9 protein-coding genes, 1 tRNA gene and 1 pseudogene are annotated in these 17580 nt (G+C 51.2%); 9 read left to right on the forward strand and 2 right to left on the reverse strand.

Annotation, left to right across the window (positions count from 1 at the left end; translation table 11 throughout):
* Positions 1-40 precede the first annotated feature (40 nt).
* The 5 genes from ACZ1HF_RS07270 to ACZ1HF_RS07290 all read left to right on the forward strand — a co-directional run bounded on the left by ACZ1HF_RS07270 (position 41) and on the right by ACZ1HF_RS07290 (position 7193).
* Positions 41-793, forward strand: a complete 753-nt coding sequence (locus tag ACZ1HF_RS07270) for an alpha/beta fold hydrolase (protein ID WP_472656863.1) — start codon at positions 41-43, stop codon at positions 791-793.
* Positions 794-1081: 288 nt separating this feature from the next.
* The gene (locus tag ACZ1HF_RS07275) at positions 1082-2281 is read left to right on the forward strand and encodes a glycosyltransferase family 87 protein (RefSeq protein WP_472656864.1); all 1200 of its coding nucleotides are present in this window, start codon (positions 1082-1084) and stop codon (positions 2279-2281) included.
* A 68-nt stretch (positions 2282-2349) separates the two neighbouring features.
* Positions 2350-5649 carry a carbamoyl-phosphate synthase large subunit gene (carB, locus tag ACZ1HF_RS07280; protein WP_472656865.1) on the forward strand — a complete coding sequence of 1100 codons (3300 nt, stop codon included), beginning with the start codon at positions 2350-2352 and terminating at the stop codon, positions 5647-5649.
* A 93-nt stretch (positions 5650-5742) separates the two neighbouring features.
* Entirely contained in the window at positions 5743-6150 is a 408-nt protein-coding gene (locus tag ACZ1HF_RS07285) for a hypothetical protein (RefSeq protein WP_472656866.1), read from the forward strand.
* A 155-nt stretch (positions 6151-6305) separates the two neighbouring features.
* Positions 6306-7193 carry a sugar kinase gene (locus ACZ1HF_RS07290; protein ID WP_472656867.1) on the forward strand — a complete coding sequence of 296 codons (888 nt, stop codon included), beginning with the start codon at positions 6306-6308 and terminating at the stop codon, positions 7191-7193.
* A gap of 32 nt (positions 7194-7225) precedes the next feature.
* Here ACZ1HF_RS07290 and ACZ1HF_RS07295 read toward each other — a convergent pair whose 3' ends face one another.
* Complete coding sequence (locus ACZ1HF_RS07295) at positions 7226-10738, reverse strand: ExeM/NucH family extracellular endonuclease (RefSeq protein ID WP_472656868.1); 3513 nt, start codon at positions 10736-10738, stop codon at positions 7226-7228.
* Positions 10739-11028: 290 nt separating this feature from the next.
* Here ACZ1HF_RS07295 and ACZ1HF_RS07300 point away from each other — a divergent pair.
* The 4 genes and pseudogenes from ACZ1HF_RS07300 (at position 11029) to ACZ1HF_RS07315 (ending at position 16796) form a co-directional block, all read left to right on the forward strand.
* A tRNA-Gly gene (locus tag ACZ1HF_RS07300) sits at positions 11029-11102 on the forward strand.
* Positions 11103-11240: 138 nt separating this feature from the next.
* Entirely contained in the window at positions 11241-12980 is a 1740-nt protein-coding gene (locus ACZ1HF_RS07305) for an ABC transporter transmembrane domain-containing protein (RefSeq protein ID WP_472659003.1), read from the forward strand.
* A gap of 130 nt (positions 12981-13110) precedes the next feature.
* Positions 13111-15011: pseudogene (locus ACZ1HF_RS07310) on the forward strand (acyl-CoA synthetase).
* 144 nt (positions 15012-15155) lie between these two features.
* Entirely contained in the window at positions 15156-16796 is a 1641-nt protein-coding gene (locus ACZ1HF_RS07315) for a right-handed parallel beta-helix repeat-containing protein (protein WP_472656869.1), read from the forward strand.
* A 66-nt stretch (positions 16797-16862) separates the two neighbouring features.
* Here the strand turns inward: ACZ1HF_RS07315 and ACZ1HF_RS07320 are convergent, their stop codons facing one another.
* Positions 16863-17498, reverse strand: a complete 636-nt coding sequence (locus ACZ1HF_RS07320) for an EcsC family protein (RefSeq protein ID WP_472656870.1) — start codon at positions 17496-17498, stop codon at positions 16863-16865.
* Positions 17499-17580: the final 82 nt, after the last annotated feature.

Raw genomic sequence — 17580 nt, forward strand, 5'->3', positions numbered from 1 at the left:
TAGCACTTTCCACGGGCAGCTTCAGGTGCTAGGCCAAATTATGCTTGATCTCACCGCATATGGCACGCCGAATGACACCCCGCCCCTGCTGATCGCCCATGGGCTTTTCGGTTCTGCGCGCAATTGGGGTGTAATTGCCAAGCGGCTCTCGGACACCCGCCATGTGATCGCTGTCGACATGCGCAATCATGGAAACAGCCCGTGGTTCAGCACGCATTCCTACGAAGATATGGCCGCGGATTTGGCAAAGACCTTGGGCGATCTTGGCCAGCCTGCCGACGTATTGGGGCATTCCATGGGGGGCAAGGCCGCGATGGTGCTGGCGACCCGACACCCTGATCTGATCAACAAACTGGTCGTCGCAGACATCGCACCGGTTGGATATTCCCATAGCCAGATGGAACCGATTGACGCAATGAAGGCTGTTGATCTTAGTAAAATAGATAAACGATCCGATGCCGCAAGTCAGATGACAAACCTTGACCAAGGCGTTCAATCCTTCCTGCTTCAATCCCTTGATATACAGCAGAGAAAATGGCTATTGAACTTAGATGTTCTGGCTGCAGAGATGGACAAAATTGTCGGATTCCCGCCTATTTCCGGCAGCTTTGAAGGCCCTACCCTTTTTCTATCCGGTGGCGCATCTGATTATGTCTTGCCAAAACATCGCCAGATCATCAAACCCCTTTTCCCAAATGCCAAGTTCGCCAAAATTCCCAATGCCGGACATTGGCTTCATGCCGAAAAACCGCGTGAATTCGAGGCAGCGGTTCGGGCATTTCTTGATATGTAGATATGGCTCTACAGCCCCGCTTGCCCGGCCTCGCAGCAGCAGATATGCTTCCTAAAACAAACGATCTATGAGGACACAAATGACCCGCCTTTTGCCTTTCATCGCCATCCTAGCATTGAGCGCCTGTGAAACTGTCGAGGGCGTTGGCCGCGATATTAGCGGCGCTTCGCGGGCTGTGAAAAACTCACTTTAATTTTATAAGTTCCTATACGTAATATCATTATATTAGGAAATTTAAAAGAAAGCATAATTTTAGTAATGATATTACGTAGTCTCTTAGTCTTTTTAATGTTGATAACCAGTGTAACTGTATTTTTCAGACATAGCACTCCAAATGACTTTCTAGCTGTTTACTTTGCAGGAATAGAATATGCAAAAGGGAGTTATGACAGCATATATGCGTTGCCAGCTGACGTCTTTAATTTATCATATCCACAGTCTTGGAATTTATTATCAAATAAAATAGGGGTGGATTCAAATAAAATAACACTTTATCCATTTATTTATCCTCCTATATGGGCTGTATTTATGAGCTGGATAGCGCCGTATATAGATCATAATACTATATTTTTTTCGATTTATCTTATAAACTCAATTCTAACTGCAGGAATAGCTACTTTAACATGGCGCATATTTCAGCCACAAATCTCTTTAGAGATATGGGTTATTCTTGTTTTTGTTTTCTACACTTGTACAAGTTCTGGTTTTATTGCTCTTTCCCAAGCACAGCCACAGATATTGACAACTTTCTTAATTATCCTTGCAATCGAACGTGCATACAATGAATCAGCTATACTAGCTGGTATCTCTTTAGCCTTGGCTGTATCTATCAAAATATACCCTATTCTGTTTGTGCTAATCTGGGTGGCGCGAAAAGATTGGAAATCTGTCATATCTTTTGGCTTCACAATTTTTAGTATTTTTTTAACTTCAATCTACCTAGCAGGGTGGCCGTTACATCAAGCTTTCCTAAACCAAATATCCCTAATATCTAGTAGTATTCTAACCTCTCATGTAAGTTATAACTTATCAGTTCTACTAAATAGTATGGGGTCACTAAATACGCCCCAAACTGCCGCAGTAGCTTTTCAAAAATTACCTAATTGGATTGATACAATCAATAAAATATGCTTACTAGTTGTAACTATAATAATGATGATTACTGCGTATCGATCTACAAAAACAACATTATACCAAAAGATTTGGCCATTATGGATAATTTCTGTATCATTCCTCAGTCCTATGAGTTGGTCTTATCATTTTCTAACTGCTCTAGCTTTTGCACCCGCCCTATTACGAATGGGATGGGCACACTGGGGAACCTTCGCCTTCTTTTTAGTTTTGTCGTTGAACTCAATTCCGCTCATGATTTATGTGATAAAAACCTTTCACTCACCACCACTTAGCTCGGCCATTGGATCGGCGACGGTTCTTCTCTTCGGTATATTTATTATAATGATGCCTAAAGAAAACAAAGAACAAGCCTAACACCCCTTGCACCTATCCGCGCGCGCCCTTAAACCCACGACAATTTGCAAATTACCGGGGGCGCTGCCATGCCAAAAAGAACCGACATAAAGTCGATCATGATCATTGGCGCGGGTCCTATTGTCATAGGGCAAGCCTGCGAGTTTGATTATTCCGGCGCGCAAGCCTGTAAAGCCCTCCGGGAAGAGGGCTACCGGGTGATCTTGGTGAACTCCAACCCCGCAACGATCATGACCGATCCAGGCCTCGCTGATGCGACCTATATCGAGCCGATCACACCGGAAGTCGTCGCCAAAATCATCGAGAAGGAACGCCCTGATGCGCTTTTGCCAACAATGGGCGGGCAGACTGGGCTGAACACCTCACTGGCGTTGGAAGAGATGGGCATACTCGATAAATTCAATGTCGAGATGATCGGCGCCAAACGCGATGCCATTGAAATGGCAGAGGATCGCAAACTCTTCCGCGAAGCGATGGATCGTCTGGGCATCGAAAATCCAAGAGCCACCATCGCCAATACCATCGAAGAATGCATGGAAGCCCTTGAAACGATTGGCCTTCCAGCGATTATCCGGCCCGCCTTTACACTTGGCGGCACCGGCGGCGGCGTGGCTTACAACCGTGACGATTATGAACACTTTTGCAAATCCGGTCTCGACGCTTCCCCTGTCAATCAGATCCTGATCGACGAAAGCCTTCTGGGCTGGAAAGAATATGAGATGGAGGTTGTCCGGGACAAAGCCGACAACGCCATCATCGTTTGCTCCATCGAAAACGTGGACCCAATGGGCGTCCATACTGGTGACTCAATCACTGTGGCTCCCGCGCTGACGCTCACCGACAAGGAATACCAGATCATGCGCAACCGCTCGATCGCGGTGCTGCGTGAGATTGGCGTCGAAACCGGCGGCTCCAACGTGCAGTGGGCGGTAAACCCCACCGACGGCCGCATGGTCGTGATCGAGATGAACCCGCGTGTATCACGCTCATCAGCTCTGGCGTCCAAAGCCACTGGCTTCCCTATTGCCAAAATCGCCGCGAAGCTTGCCGTAGGCTATACGCTGGACGAATTGGACAATGACATCACAAAGGTCACGCCTGCCAGCTTTGAACCGACGATTGATTATGTTGTCACCAAAATCCCCCGCTTTGCTTTTGAAAAATTCGCAGGCTCTGAGCCCTATCTGACCACGGCGATGAAATCCGTTGGCGAGGCGATGGCAATTGGCCGCACGATCCATGAAAGCTTGCAAAAAGCGTTGGCGTCGATGGAAACAGGATTAACCGGTTTCGATGAGATTGAAATATCAGGCGCGCCTGAAAAAGCTGCGATGACCAAAGCGCTTGCTAAGCAGACCCCTGACCGGCTGCGAGTTATCGCACAAGCCATGCGCCACGGGTTGTCGGATGACGAAATCAACGCAGTCACAAGTTTTGACCCGTGGTTTCTTGCCCGGATCCGCGATATCATAGAGACAGAGGCTGACATTCGTAAAAACGGCCTACCCGTTAAAGAAGAACAGCTTCGCGCACTTAAAATGATGGGCTTCACAGATGCCCGACTCGCCAAATTAACAGGACGCGAGGAGTCGCAAGTACGCAACGCCCGCCACAACCTTGGCGTCACGGCTTGTTTCAAACGCATCGATACTTGCGCCGCCGAATTCGAGGCGCAGACGCCCTACATGTATTCCACATATGAGACCCCAATGATGGGCGAGGTCGAGTGTGAAGCCCGCCCAACAGATGCCAAAAAGGTGGTCATTCTTGGCGGCGGCCCCAATCGTATTGGCCAAGGTATAGAGTTCGACTATTGCTGCTGCCACGCCTGCTACGCGCTGACCGAGCAAGGCTATGAAACGATCATGATCAACTGCAACCCGGAAACGGTGAGCACCGACTATGACACGTCCGACCGGCTCTATTTCGAACCGCTAACTTTCGAGCATGTGATGGAAATCCTGCGCGTGGAACAGGAAAACGGATCGCTCCATGGTGTTATCGTGCAATTTGGCGGTCAGACGCCATTGAAACTGGCAAACGCGCTGAATGATGCTGGCATTCCGATCCTTGGCACCTCACCGGATGCGATTGATCTGGCAGAGGATCGTGAGCGCTTCCAACAGCTTGTCCAGAAACTCAATCTCAAACAGCCCCATAACGCACTTGCTCATTCTGATGCGGAAGCCCTTGAGGTTGCAAAAGAAATTGGCTTCCCACTGGTTATTCGTCCCTCTTATGTCCTTGGCGGTCGCGCAATGGAAATCGTGCGAGATCAGGCACAGCTGGAACGCTATATTTCCGATGCGGTTGTCGTGTCGGGGGACAGTCCCGTTTTGCTCGACAGCTATCTGGCCGGTGCGATCGAAGTTGATGTGGATGCCCTATCAGACGGCAAGGATGTGCATGTCGCGGGCATCATGCAGCATATTGAAGAAGCAGGTGTTCATTCAGGGGACTCGGCCTGCTCGCTCCCGCCACATTCATTGCCTGACGACATTATTTCCCAATTGAAAACCCAGACCGTTGCCCTGGCAAAAGGTTTGAATGTCATTGGCCTGATGAACGTGCAATTTGCCGTCAAAGCAGGTGAGATTTTTCTGATCGAGGTCAACCCACGCGCGTCACGTACTGTCCCATTCGTCGCCAAGGCAACAGATTCTGCTGTCGCCGCTATCGCTGCGCGCCTGATGGCGGGCGAACCCCTTAGCAATTTCCCATTGCGAGAGCCCTACGCGCCTTCGGACAACCCGATGGACGTCTTGCCTTTGGGCAATCCGTTCACCCTTGCCGACCCGAAAACCCCGTGGTTTTCCGTGAAAGAGGCTGTACTGCCTTTCGCCCGCTTCCCCGGTGTCGATACGATTCTTGGCCCCGAGATGCGTTCCACCGGCGAGGTCATGGGGTGGGACCGCAACTTCGCCCGCGCCTTCCTGAAGGCACAGATGGGTGCCGGAACAACCCTGCCAGAGAACGGCGAAGGAAAGGTCTTTCTCTCTATCCGGGACGCTGACAAAACACCGATGATGCTGGAAGCCGCGCAGATCATCACCGCGCTCGGCCACCCGCTGATCGCCACAAGAGGCACCGCGAAATGGCTAACGGATCAAGGGATCGCTTGCGAGACGGTAAATAAGGTGTATGAAGGTCGCCCCAATGTGGTGGATCAGTTAAAAGACAAACTGATTTCGTTGGTCTTCAACACAACCGAGGGCGCAGCTGCTGTCGAGGATAGCAGGAGCATTCGCGCCGTCGCACTTTATGACAAAATCCCTTATTTCACGACAGCCGCTGCATCACATGCCGCCGCCTTGGCGATGCGCGAACGCGTTGAAGGAGATATAGGGGTGAGGGCGTTGCAGGGATAAACACGGCAGTCGGTTGAATACCATAGAATTGCTTTTCACAGACCGACCATGCAATAGTCTTTGGAAAGGGATTACTTTCAAAGGGCTACATTGATGAAAACCACCGTCATATCAACGCTGGCGATGCTCGCACTTGTTAGTTGCAAAGAAGACTCCGCGTCAGAGCAGGTTAATAAAATCGTGCTACAACCCGGTGGTGAGCATTTGATAACCGTCGAAACAAACACGCCCAAGATGATAAGCTTTGGGTTTGAACTCGGCACGTCGGACAACCGAACGCCAGAGACATGCACCGTCCCTGAAAATAGCGACTTGGGTTTACCCCATTGTGGTCGGCTTGTAGAATTGCAGCCCGATGGAAGCGAAGGACTTAATGGCCTATCTTCCATGCATGGCGGTGGCGTTCAACTGCACCCAATTGACGGCATTATCCGTGCCAAGCTTATCAGCCTTGCTTTGATCGAAATGGAGTTTGAGCTTGAAATTGAAGATACGGAATAACCGAAGACATGACAGCTATCATGGGCATTTCTTTGCGCTTTCCATTCCACGCCATTACCCTGTGACAGCCCAAAATTTGTGCGATATTGACGGTTTAGGGTGGCCGGCGCGACAAACTCTTTGATCGGGGGCATACACACGAAAGAGGGCCATCAATGAAAGTTGCATGTATCGGCGAAGCGATGGTCGAGCTGTCCCTAGAACCTGCACCATCGGATCAGGCGACTGTGCGTTTTGCGGGTGATACACTTAACACTGCCGTTTATCTGAAACGCTGCGCCCCTGATATTGATGTGTCTTATATCACGCGCCTTGGGCGTGATGCATTTTCGGACAGGATGGTCGCGTTTATAGCTGGCGAGGGCTTGGAAACCGATATAATCGGGCACAGCGAGACTCGGCGCCCCGGCCTCTATGCGATTTCAACCGATGCCAAAGGCGAGCGATCTTTTGCATATTGGCGCGACAGTTCTGCTGCGCGGGAGCTGTTTGGTGCAGGTCATGCTCAGGACTTCGTACCGCTCGCACAGTTTGACGTCCTGTATTTTTCTGCAATCACCCTTGCCATCTTATCCCAGCCCGCCCGCGAGGGGCTTCTGGACTGGTTGCCCAACTACCAAGGTAAGGTCGTGTTTGACAGCAATTACCGTCCTGCACTTTGGGCCAGTCCCCGTGAAGCTCAAGATACCATAGCGCGGATGTGGGCGCTTACAGATATTGCTTTACCCTCTGTCGATGATGAAATCGCCGTTTTCGGCGATAAAGATGAAGCCGCCGTACTGAATCGGTTTAGCAATTACGGCATACGTGAGGGCGCGTTAAAACGTGGGGCGCAAGGGCCTGCGTCTTTGGGGATGCCTATCAATGACTCTTACGCAAGTGCTGCCCATGTCGTCGATACAACCGCCGCAGGGGACAGTTTTAACGGCGGGTATTTGGCATCCTACCTGCAAGATCAGGACCAACAAAAAGCCATGCAAGCCGGACACGATATGGCCCGGATCGTCGTCGGGACAAAAGGCGCGATTATTCCGCGCGGTTAAGCAAGCCCCCCTTGCGAGGGGCCTAAAGGTTTCTAGACAATTGACATATCATCTTCGATCCGCACGAACTCTGCGGCATCAAGTGTAAATTCCAAATCGTCCGTAACGCCCAATTCGACGTGGTCAAAGCTTGCATCACCGGCAAGATCATATGACACCGCATTATCGGTGATATCCAAAAGGACTGTCTCGATCAGCTCATCGTCTGAATAGAAAGACAAAGACACCTGACCATCTCCTCGGAGGGTTGCGAATTCGAACCCGACCTCAAGCGCGGCCCCCAGTCCATCAGTATCTTCAAGGGCAAATGTCAGCGTTTCAGCGTCATCCACACGGCGCGTTTCCCCCGAGAAGAAGCTATCCTTGAAGAAGGACCAGATACCCAAACCATTACCTGCCGTGGTCAGATAATCCGGGCTGAACAATTCCCCATCATCGCCATCGATTGTGATGCCCGCATCAGCCACCTGTATCTGACTTTGGACAAACCCAAGCCTCTGGCTACCTTGGAGTTCACCCTCCAGCGAATAGGTCAGCGCATCCCGACCCGGACGTTCCTCAAAATCCAGCCGGGCAGTAACGGTCGCAACCGGCGCATCAAAGCTAATGCCAACGATCAGCGGATCATGGTCTGATGCCGCAAACGCGTCGGCGTTGAAAAAGCTCGGATCCGTAAAACGAGAGTTGTAGCTTAACAGATCAGGCTCATCCGCATTGATATGCCATTCGGCGGCCCCGGTGATGTTGTCGAGCAAGCCGTCGCTTGCCAAACCATAATCTAGCGTGCCGCGTTGTCCGTCAAACACGAAGCTATACGCATCCTCACCGATTAGGGTTTCGGCCAGATCGGTAAATCCGTCTTCCTCGATTGTTTGGATCGGATCTTCTTGTGCGTAGGCATTCAGGTCCCCAAGGATCAAAGAATTACTTGTGTCCCCTGCCCCGGTTGGGTTTGTCGCCAGCCAATCCGTTAATTCGGCAGCAGCATCGGCACGGACCTGATTCCAGAACGCTTGACCATCACCCAGATCAAAGTTCGGATCATTGCGCAAAGCATCGATCAGCGTAGTATCGACACCGGCGGCTTCGGCGTCTTCTATCAGTTCGGTCAAACCGCTTGGGCCTTTTGATTTGAAATGGTTCGCTGTCACTGTCAGCTCATTCCCGTCTGCATCTTCGAACGTGGCTGTCACGGCTGGACGGTTGCGTTGAAAATCACCCACAGGGGATGTGTAGCTGCCCTGCGCCGCCTCGATCGCATCCGCAATCTCTTGCGCTGTGGCAAAAGTCGTATCAGCGGAAGTTTCTGCGTAGGTCAGGATCGATGAACCGCTTACCGACACCGCGTCCGTCTTGTAGATTAAGCCTGCCGTGATCGCATCAGTCCCCACAAAATCCACACCGGGATCAACGAATGCGTATGTGCCGGGGGCCGTTGCGGCATTGAGTGCATCAACAAGAGCTGCAATCGCGCTGCCTTCCCCAAAGCCGTTGTTTTCCACTTCTTGCAGGGCAATAACATCTGCATCAATTTCGGTCAGGGCCGCTACGATCTTGTCCGTCTGACGGGCAAGGTCTTCTGGTGTGCTCGCACCGCGCACGTCAAGGGTTCCATCAGGCCCCGTACCACCTGAAAGCGTGGTGAAATAGTTCAGTACATTGAAACTGGCAACTTTCAGATCACCCCCAACATCAGGCGCCTCTTGCGGACGAGGGTTGGCATCGACTGTATCAAGAGGGCCATCCGCCTGCAGACGGTATCCACCAAAGCGTTCATCCAGAACACCTGTGACAGAGGTTATCTCGCTTCCCAACCGTAGGGTTGGGCCTGTTTCTGTGATCGGGTCACCCACCTCCAAAGGTGTGCCGTCACCGCTGTCAATCAAACGATAACTGTCCGGGTTCTGTGCCGTTGTTCCGTCATCAATCGTCAGGCGCGCCGCGGCATTTTGTGCGGTCAAAGCCGCGATTTCATCCGCTTGGGTCTGCGCATCGAAAAGCTGTGTTGGTTGCGTCAGATTGCCCTCGGCGACCTGAACCTCACCAAAGCGATCAAGGTTGAAATTTGTCACCACTGTCAACGGATCATCAGAGCCTGTGACAAGCTCAACCCGCATGCTTTCATAAGCTTCGAAGTTTTCACTCATACCGATAGTGATCTGCGTTACGGTCGGCAGCGGCGTACCTGTGGACAGCATTTCCGTTGCAGAGATATTGCTCAACTGTGTCTGACCGTTGAATTCAGACACCTCACCCGTGACACGTAACGTGTCGCCGACGGAAACGGTTGCCCCAGGCGCGAACACAAATATCCCTTCTGATGTCGCAGTATCGCCGTCTTGGTCGGCATCTTCTTCCTGCAGAAAATAGCCGGATACCGCACCATTGCTGCCGGTGATTAGACCGGTCACAACAGCCTCAACCGTTGCTTCCTCCCCAACAAGTTCAGATGCATCGCCTGCGCCCTGAATGTCCGATATTAGCGAGACACTGAAATCGTCATCCGCAATGCTCACACTAAGATCATTGACGCTTAGCCCGGCATATTCGGGGTCGTCACTGCTGATTGTAAAGCTGAGCGCACCTAGATGTGGGTTTGCCTCGTCGTCGCTATCGTCAACGGCCTGAACGCTGATGGTTGCCGGGGCTGTATCATTTAGAATAACATCCACCGATGCGGCGAAGGTTATACCGTCCACGCTTACCAACGACTGCGCATCAGGGGCCGTTACAGTGACGGTCACAGCTGCAGTGGGTTCTGTCGTTAAAGACAAGGTAAAGCTGTCAAGGGTCGCACCTGCCTCGGCAACACTGATCCCGTCGCCCGCCTCGGCAATTACAGCAGGTGTTGCTGCGCCGCCCGACGTTCCAATCACGCTGAGATTGTCAGCTGCAAAATCCTCATCACCCGAATTGAGGCTTGTGGTTAATGTCAGATCCAGCGTGCTGCCGGTTCCTTCGATCCCTGCCACGAAGTTTTGCAGCGCATTGCCAAGCGCTGTGCCATCGCCCACACCGTCCCCGTCCGTATCCACACGAAAGACGCCATTGGACGGGCTTGCAGTGGATGAGAAATCAGCACCGCGAAATTCCAGAACCGTTACAGCAGGTCCGCCATCAATACTTGCCTCAATTCGAATGAAATCGCTGGCATCAATATCACCGGGGGCGTCGAAAAACTCTCCGAAATCACCCGAAAAACGCAGGTCAGACAATCCTTCAATATCCAAATCGGCCCAAGTAACGCTGATTGGAAGCGAAGCCCCCTCGCCGTCCAGATCCATTCCGGTCAGAAATGCGCCCGTGGTGCCAGTGTAGGCTTTCACGCCGCTTGGCGCTGCATCGGCCCCGAAATCGCTGTCCGTACCATCGTTGATGCCAAAATAATCCCCAAACCCGTCTGAGAAGAAGCCAACGCTGGTGGTAAAGCGTGACGTATCATCAAACGTCTCGCTCAGAACAGAAACCTCGGTCGCTGCTACGGCAGCACTGTCGTCAGTATTAAGCGCTGTTGTTTCGATGTCTTGAGAAGAATTACGGTCCATATGTTCTGTCCACCTAGATAATAATCATTGATTATGAGCGTCTGGCTCGCTCCACCAAAACGCTTTGCCAAACGCACGCAACGGAACGATGACAATCCAACCATCATTCCGCGTAAAAAACTGTCGGGTAGTAAGGGATACCTGCATCGGCGATATTTCGCCGAACCCCGTGGCTTTGCTTCTAACCCACCTGGCAAACGAAGACGTTCGCAGCCTTGCAAATTTCAACGTTACTGCGGCTATGGCGAAGGCTTGAACTCGGCGGCAGACACAGTTACAAGGCGGCGAACGCGGGCGTTGTGTAGTGGTAAGACCTTAGCCTTCCAAGCTAAAGACGCGGGTTCGATTCCCGCCGCCCGCTCCAAATAAATCAGAAATCATACGTATCAATGCAGTCTGCCGCTTGCAGCAATGCAGTCGCTTGTTTAATCCTTTCAAAACTTCTGAGAGGTAAGATGGTAGACCCCAAAGCAGCGAGGCCGAGCGCGCGACATCCAAACGTATTGGTGCTTTGGCTGCATTATGGCCATTTGTACAACCTTACCGCCCTTTGATGTTTGCAGCACTTGTTGCTCTGACGCTAACAGCTTGCATCTCATTGGTTCTTCCCTTGGCCGTGCGCCGGGTCGTGGATGGGTTTGTGACAGATCAGGCGGCGCTGCTGGATGAATATTTCGGTGCGGCCCTTGGGATTGCCGCACTTTTGGCCCTTGGCACTGGATTGCGTTATTATCTTGTGACCCGCCTAGGTGAACGGGTTGTGGCCGATATCCGCAAAGCCGTCTTCGACAAGACAATCGGGATGAGCCCCGCTTTCTTTGAAAAGATCATGACCGGTGAAGTTCTTAGCCGGATCACCACTGATACAACGCTAATCCTGTCGGTTATCGGGTCTTCAGCGTCCATCGCACTTCGCAATATATTAATCTTTTTGGGTGGTCTCGTTCTGATGCTGCTCACCAGCGCCAAGTTGACTGGTCTGGTATTGCTGATTGTGCCTGCAGTGATCGTTCCAATCATCCTTTTGGGGCGCAAACTGCGCGTACTCAGCCGTGAAAATCAAGATCAGATCGCTGCGAGTTCCGGCAATGCGTCCGAGGCGCTTCTGTCGGTTCAGACAGTGCAGGCCTTCACCCATGAGACACCCAGCCGCGTCAAGTTCGGGCTATTCACAGAAAACGCCTATGCCGCGGCCCAAAAACGGATCGGCACACGGGCCGTAATGACAGTTATCGTGATCTTCCTCGTCTTTGCGGGGATCGTAGGTGTGCTTTGGATTGGCGCACGGGATGTACAATCCGCGGCTATGACACCGGGTGAATTAGTACAATTCCTGATTTATGCCATTATGGTTGCTGGTGGTGTCGCGGCTCTGTCCGAGATTTGGGGCGAATTACAGCGCGCAGCCGGTGCAACCGAACGGCTGGTCGAACTGCTAACCGCCGAGGATACAGTCACGGATCCCGATGCCCCGCTACAATTGAATACACTCCGCGGTGAGGTCAGTTTTGACGCCGTGACATTTCACTACCCTGCCCGCCCCGGCATAGCTGCGCTGGACGGTGTGTCCCTGAAGGTTGCCCCTGGGGAAACTGTAGCGCTTGTCGGGCCGTCTGGTGCCGGGAAGACTACGATCATCCAACTGCTGCTGCGGTTTTATGACCCTGACAAGGGGCGGGTTCTGATCGATGGGCATAACCTGACCGATGTGGCTCGCTCAGAGTTTCGCCAGTCCATCGCCCTTGTGCCCCAAGACCCCGTAATTTTTGCGGCCTCGGCGCGGGAAAACATTCGCTTCGGTCGCCCGGACGCCAGTGATGAAGAGGTCGAGGCGGCTGCCAAAGCCGCAGCAGCCTATGAATTTCTTTCCGCTTTGCCGGACGGGTTTGACACCTATGTGGGTGAGCGGGGCGTGATGATGTCTGGTGGACAGAAACAGCGTATTGCGATTGCCCGCGCCATTTTGCGTGATGCGCCAATCTTGTTGCTGGACGAGGCCACCTCGGCCCTGGATGCCGAAAGTGAAGCTGCAGTTCAAAGCGCTGTCGAAACGCTCTCGGCAGGACGAACAACGCTTGTTGTTGCTCATCGACTTGCCACTGTGAAAAAGGCCGATCGGATCATCGTCTTCGACAAGGGCCAAATCGTGGCCGAAGGCACCCATGATGCATTAGTTGCGCAAGATGGGCTCTATGCGCGACTTGCAAAATTGCAATTTACGGCCGGTTTGGCTGCGGAATAAGTGTTTTGCATTCTGATACCTTGCGTCATGAAATGCAGATGGCGTAGCGTCAGACTTGTGTAAGACGTATTTTCTTCCCACATTTCGAGGAAGGGAAGAGGTCAGCCAATGACCTTACAGGGAGGAAAAAATGGGAAGTTTTGCCAATCGCGCGGATCGTGATGCAATTGAGGCCGAGCAGACATGGGCTGAGCGGGATCTGCCAGTCACGATGCACCAGTTTCTAAGTTCAGTACGTGACAAGTTTCCTGATCGCAATGCGGTCAGCTATCAGCTGCAATCCGGCGCGAATGACAAAGCCGAAACTTTCACCTGGGATCAACTGCATGGCAAGGTTTGCCAAACGGCGAACTTGTTCCGCTCTCTTGGTATCGGCGAAAACGATGTGGTGGCCTATGTGCTACCAAACGCCTCTGAGACTATATTCACTTTGCTGGGCGGTACGATTTCGGGCATTGTAAACCCGATCAACCCGCTGTTGGACGATGAACAGATTTCTGCGATCCTGCGCGAAACCGGCGCCAAGGTTGTTGTCACACTGAAGGCTTTTCCGAAATCTGAACTGGCGCAAAAGGTGTCTGAGGCTTTGGTAGATGCCCCCGACGTTCATACAGTTTTAGAGGTCGACCTGCTTCGCTATCTGACCGGGTTGAAGCGATTTATCGTTCCTCTTATCCGCCCAAAAACCCGGTCAGTCACAAAGCCCGCGTATTGGATTTCAATGCTGAGATTGACAAGCAGAACCGTAGTCTCGATTTTGTCGATAGCACAGGAGACCGGATCGCTGCATATTTCCACACCGGTGGTACGACTGGCATGCCCAAAGTCGCGCAGCACAAGTATTCCGGCCTTGTATATAATGGCTGGCTTGGCCAAAAGCTGCTGTTCACCGAAGAAGATGTGCTGATTTGCCCGCTCCCTTTATTCCATGTTTTCGCAAGTCATGTGGTGTTGATGAGCGTTATCGCCTCTGGCTCTCACGTGATTTTCCCGACGCCACAAGGCTATCGCGGGGAAGGTGTGTTCGACAATTTCTGGAAGCTGATCGAGCGCTGGCAAGTTACGTTCATGATCACTGTGCCAACCGCCCTGTCAGCGCTGATGCAGCGCAAAGTGGATGCGGATATCTCGTCATTGCAAATCGCGTTCTCGGGGTCCTCGCCCCTGCCGCTGGAACTGTATAACCGGTTTGAGAAAGCCACAGGCGTCACCATAGTCGAGGGATACGGTTTGACCGAGGCGACCTGCCTTGTATCCATCAACCCACCGAGCGGCGAAAAGAAGGTCGGCTCTATCGGCATTCCCTTTCCCTACACGGATGTCAAAATTCTGGATTGTGAGACGGACGGGACGATCAAAACAGAATGCCCTACAGACGTCATTGGCGAGATTTGTGTGAAGAACCCCGGCGTGTTTACCGGCAAAACCTATACGGAACCTGACAAGAACGTAGGCTTATACGCAAACGGCGAACACCTGCGCACCGGTGATCTGGGGCGGCTTGATCCAGACGGGTATCTGTGGATCACAGGCCGCGCCAAAGATCTGATTATCCGGGGCGGTCACAATATTGATCCCGCCGAGATTGAGGAAGCCCTTGCCGGCCATCCCGATGTCGCCATGGCCGGTGCCATCGGACAACCAGACGCCCACGCCGGAGAGCTGCCTTGCGCCTATGTGGAACTGGTCGCAGGAGCCACAGCTACAGTGGACGACCTGATGGCCTATTCTAAGGAAACCGTGCATGAGCGCGCAGCCCATCCGAAATATATCGAAATTCTGGACGAGTTGCCAAAAACCGCCGTGGGCAAGATTTTCAAACCGGATTTGCGCAAACGGGCCATTACCAGAATTTATAACGCAGCACTTTCTAAAGCCGAATTAGCTGCTGAAGTTGTCTCCGTCTCGGAAGACAAAAAACGCGGTCTCGTGGCTCAGCTCGAGAAAACCGGTGATGTATCGGAGGAAGACGTCACACATACGCTCGGCGAGTTCACACGCCCTTGGGAATGGGCGGTCTCAAAAACCTAATAATAGATAATAAAGTATATTTATTGCCTATGAATTTATTAAGACAAGCAATAAATTGCGCAATGTGGGTAGGAAGGTAGCCAGCTAAATTTGCGGTTGATACTGTGATTCGAAATAACAGAATCAAACTTGTAAAGGCTGAAAATGGATGTATCTTCAGAAGATGTTTTAAATGCTGGGATATCACAGCGTGCTGTAGATCATATTTATAAAAATATTGATGATGATATTAAATCATCGGTAACGCAAAGCGATGCATTTAAAAATACCATATCAGCTTTGCAGTCAAAAGAGATTGTTCCGACTGATGCGATTGAGATTAAATCAGCAGATACTGCTTCTATGGATCTTATCGAAAACGGTTCTGGAAAAACATTCGTAATACGCGGTGATCTTGAATTCTCGAAAACGCTGAACGTTCCCAGTGATGTTACGATTTATGTAGATGGAAAAATCAGTAAGAACGGGACTCACACAGCGGCCTTTTATGATGATGAGAATAAAAGTGATGATGTTGACGCGGTCTTTCGGATAGATGACAAAAATAATATAAACATAATCGGCACAGAAAATGCACAGCTTGAAGGAAACTTTCGTACTACCGGTGTTTATATCGAAGGCTCATCGAATGTTGAGGTGCGTGGCCTTGAAGTTGCAAATATGTGGGAAGGTATTGTTGCGCACTGGGGCAATGAAGACGTAACTATTTTAAATAACTATATACATGATATTGGCAAACGCGCCGTTTGGAGTCTTGGCTCAGAACGAACAGCTATCTCACATAATTTCATCGAAAATGCTGGTGGTGATGGAATAGATTTTGACGCATATGCCGACGATAATATTGCATTTGAGAATTTTATCGTTGGTTGGCGCAGATGGGCTGGTTTTGTCGAGGAAGGTGCCCAAAATAGTGAATTTGTAAAAAATGTGGCTGTTTATGCCGAGTTTGATTATAAACATCCTGACCCACAGAATGTGCCGGATACTGGTTTTATGATGGGGTTCGCAGATAATGGCACCAGTACAAAAATATCAAGGCTGACATCCGACAATTACTTTATAGGAAACGAAGTTTGGAAACCAACGGATTTTGATCGCGTTTCCAGTGATGGTGATTACTTTGCAAAAGCAAATGCGCAAGGCAAAGGTATCACCTATTTCTGGGGCAATGGCGGCAATGTTGGTCATTCTGAGGATAAGCCCGAGAGTGGTACAAATAATCTGATGTATAACGCAGAGGTAAAGTCCACGGTTGGGGCTGCGGGTCAAGTCGTTATTGATGATCTTAATTCAAGGTTTTCAGTTTCGCCGATTGAAGACAGCACAGTTGCGCCAGAACCGGACCCAATCGTGCAGCCTGTTAACACGCCTGATCCTGCTACTGATTTAACCAGTACGCCGGCTCAAGATACACCGTCTCCAGACACAGAACCGAATGAACCTGACGCGATACTAGATTTTTTCTTTGCGGATGCCTCAACTGACAAAACTCTGCGTACACTTAAAGATGGGGATGAAGTATCCTTATCCGACCTTTCGGATATGACGACTTTTTATGCGAAAGCTGCAGATGGTGCAGAAGATATTACGCAGGTTGTTCTACATTTTGAAGGAAATAAAACGACAGAGCGAGTGGAACCTTTTGCTTTGTTCAGCAACAAAAATGGCGATTTCCTCAAGGGCCTTGATCTGGACCCCGGCACATATACCTTGGAAGCCGAAGTATATGGAAAAGACAATATTGTGCTGGAAAATATAAACCTAACCTTTGATTTGATTTGATTTGAGGTCACTGATTACTCACGGTTTAATGCAGTGACAGTCGAAAAAAATGGTAAGTCTCAACTGCTATAAAGGTTTCCCTGCCGCCGCGCTCACAGAACGACTAAACTGTTCGATCAGTTCAGCCCGGTTCTGCCCGGTATCTTCGGCAAGTTTGCGCAAACCAAAGGTGACATGCGCGACTTCTTGATAGTAGCTAGTGAAGGTGTAGTTGATTGCAGCCCCGGTGACAGCCCCCAGAACAGGAACAGCCTGAGCAGCCAGTTTCTGACCAAGCACAACAGCTAGGCGCGGGGCAATTGTGGTCAAAAGCGTTTGCATCGTAGCGCCCGTCACAGTCATCCGCAGCGTCAGGAAGCTTAGATCCGTACCGTCATCTTCGGCCAGCGGTCCAGCAGCAGCGAAGACCTGCAAACAATCGGCGCGCGTGTCATCATGGGCCGGGTCAAAGCCATATTCGACAGCAATGCTTTGAATGGTACGTAGGATCACAGTCGTCGTCACCGGCAATTCCGCCATGGCAGATGGCAGCCCGCCCGCGCCACCCATAACCCCGGTGCCCATAGTGACGGCACGGGTCAACCAATGCCCTGCATCGGGCAAGGGGCCACGTGTTTTGGCCGCCGCATCAAAGCTCAGTTCAAGCGCTTTGATCGTGGCTGCGTCAAGATTGCCCCGGACCGAAGCGGGCAACCGATCCAACAAGGTTTCGGCTTGCCCCCCAAAGCCGTGACAACTTGCATGCCTAACCCACGTGCAGAGCGATACCGTTTCGCAAGATCAG

Source organism: Litoreibacter sp. GN1-5, assembly GCF_055693805.1.

Coding starts and splice junctions, on each gene's coding strand:
- ACZ1HF_RS07270 (WP_472656863.1), top strand. CDS start 41: ATGCTTGATCTCACCGCATATGGCACGCCGAATGACACCCCGCCCCTG.
- ACZ1HF_RS07275 (WP_472656864.1), top strand. CDS start 1,082: ATGTTGATAACCAGTGTAACTGTATTTTTCAGACATAGCACTCCAAAT.
- carB (WP_472656865.1), top strand. CDS start 2,350: ATGCCAAAAAGAACCGACATAAAGTCGATCATGATCATTGGCGCGGGT.
- ACZ1HF_RS07285 (WP_472656866.1), top strand. CDS start 5,743: ATGAAAACCACCGTCATATCAACGCTGGCGATGCTCGCACTTGTTAGT.
- ACZ1HF_RS07290 (WP_472656867.1), top strand. CDS start 6,306: ATGAAAGTTGCATGTATCGGCGAAGCGATGGTCGAGCTGTCCCTAGAA.
- ACZ1HF_RS07295 (WP_472656868.1), bottom strand. CDS start 10,738: ATGGACCGTAATTCTTCTCAAGACATCGAAACAACAGCGCTTAATACT.
- ACZ1HF_RS07315 (WP_472656869.1), top strand. CDS start 15,156: ATGGATGTATCTTCAGAAGATGTTTTAAATGCTGGGATATCACAGCGT.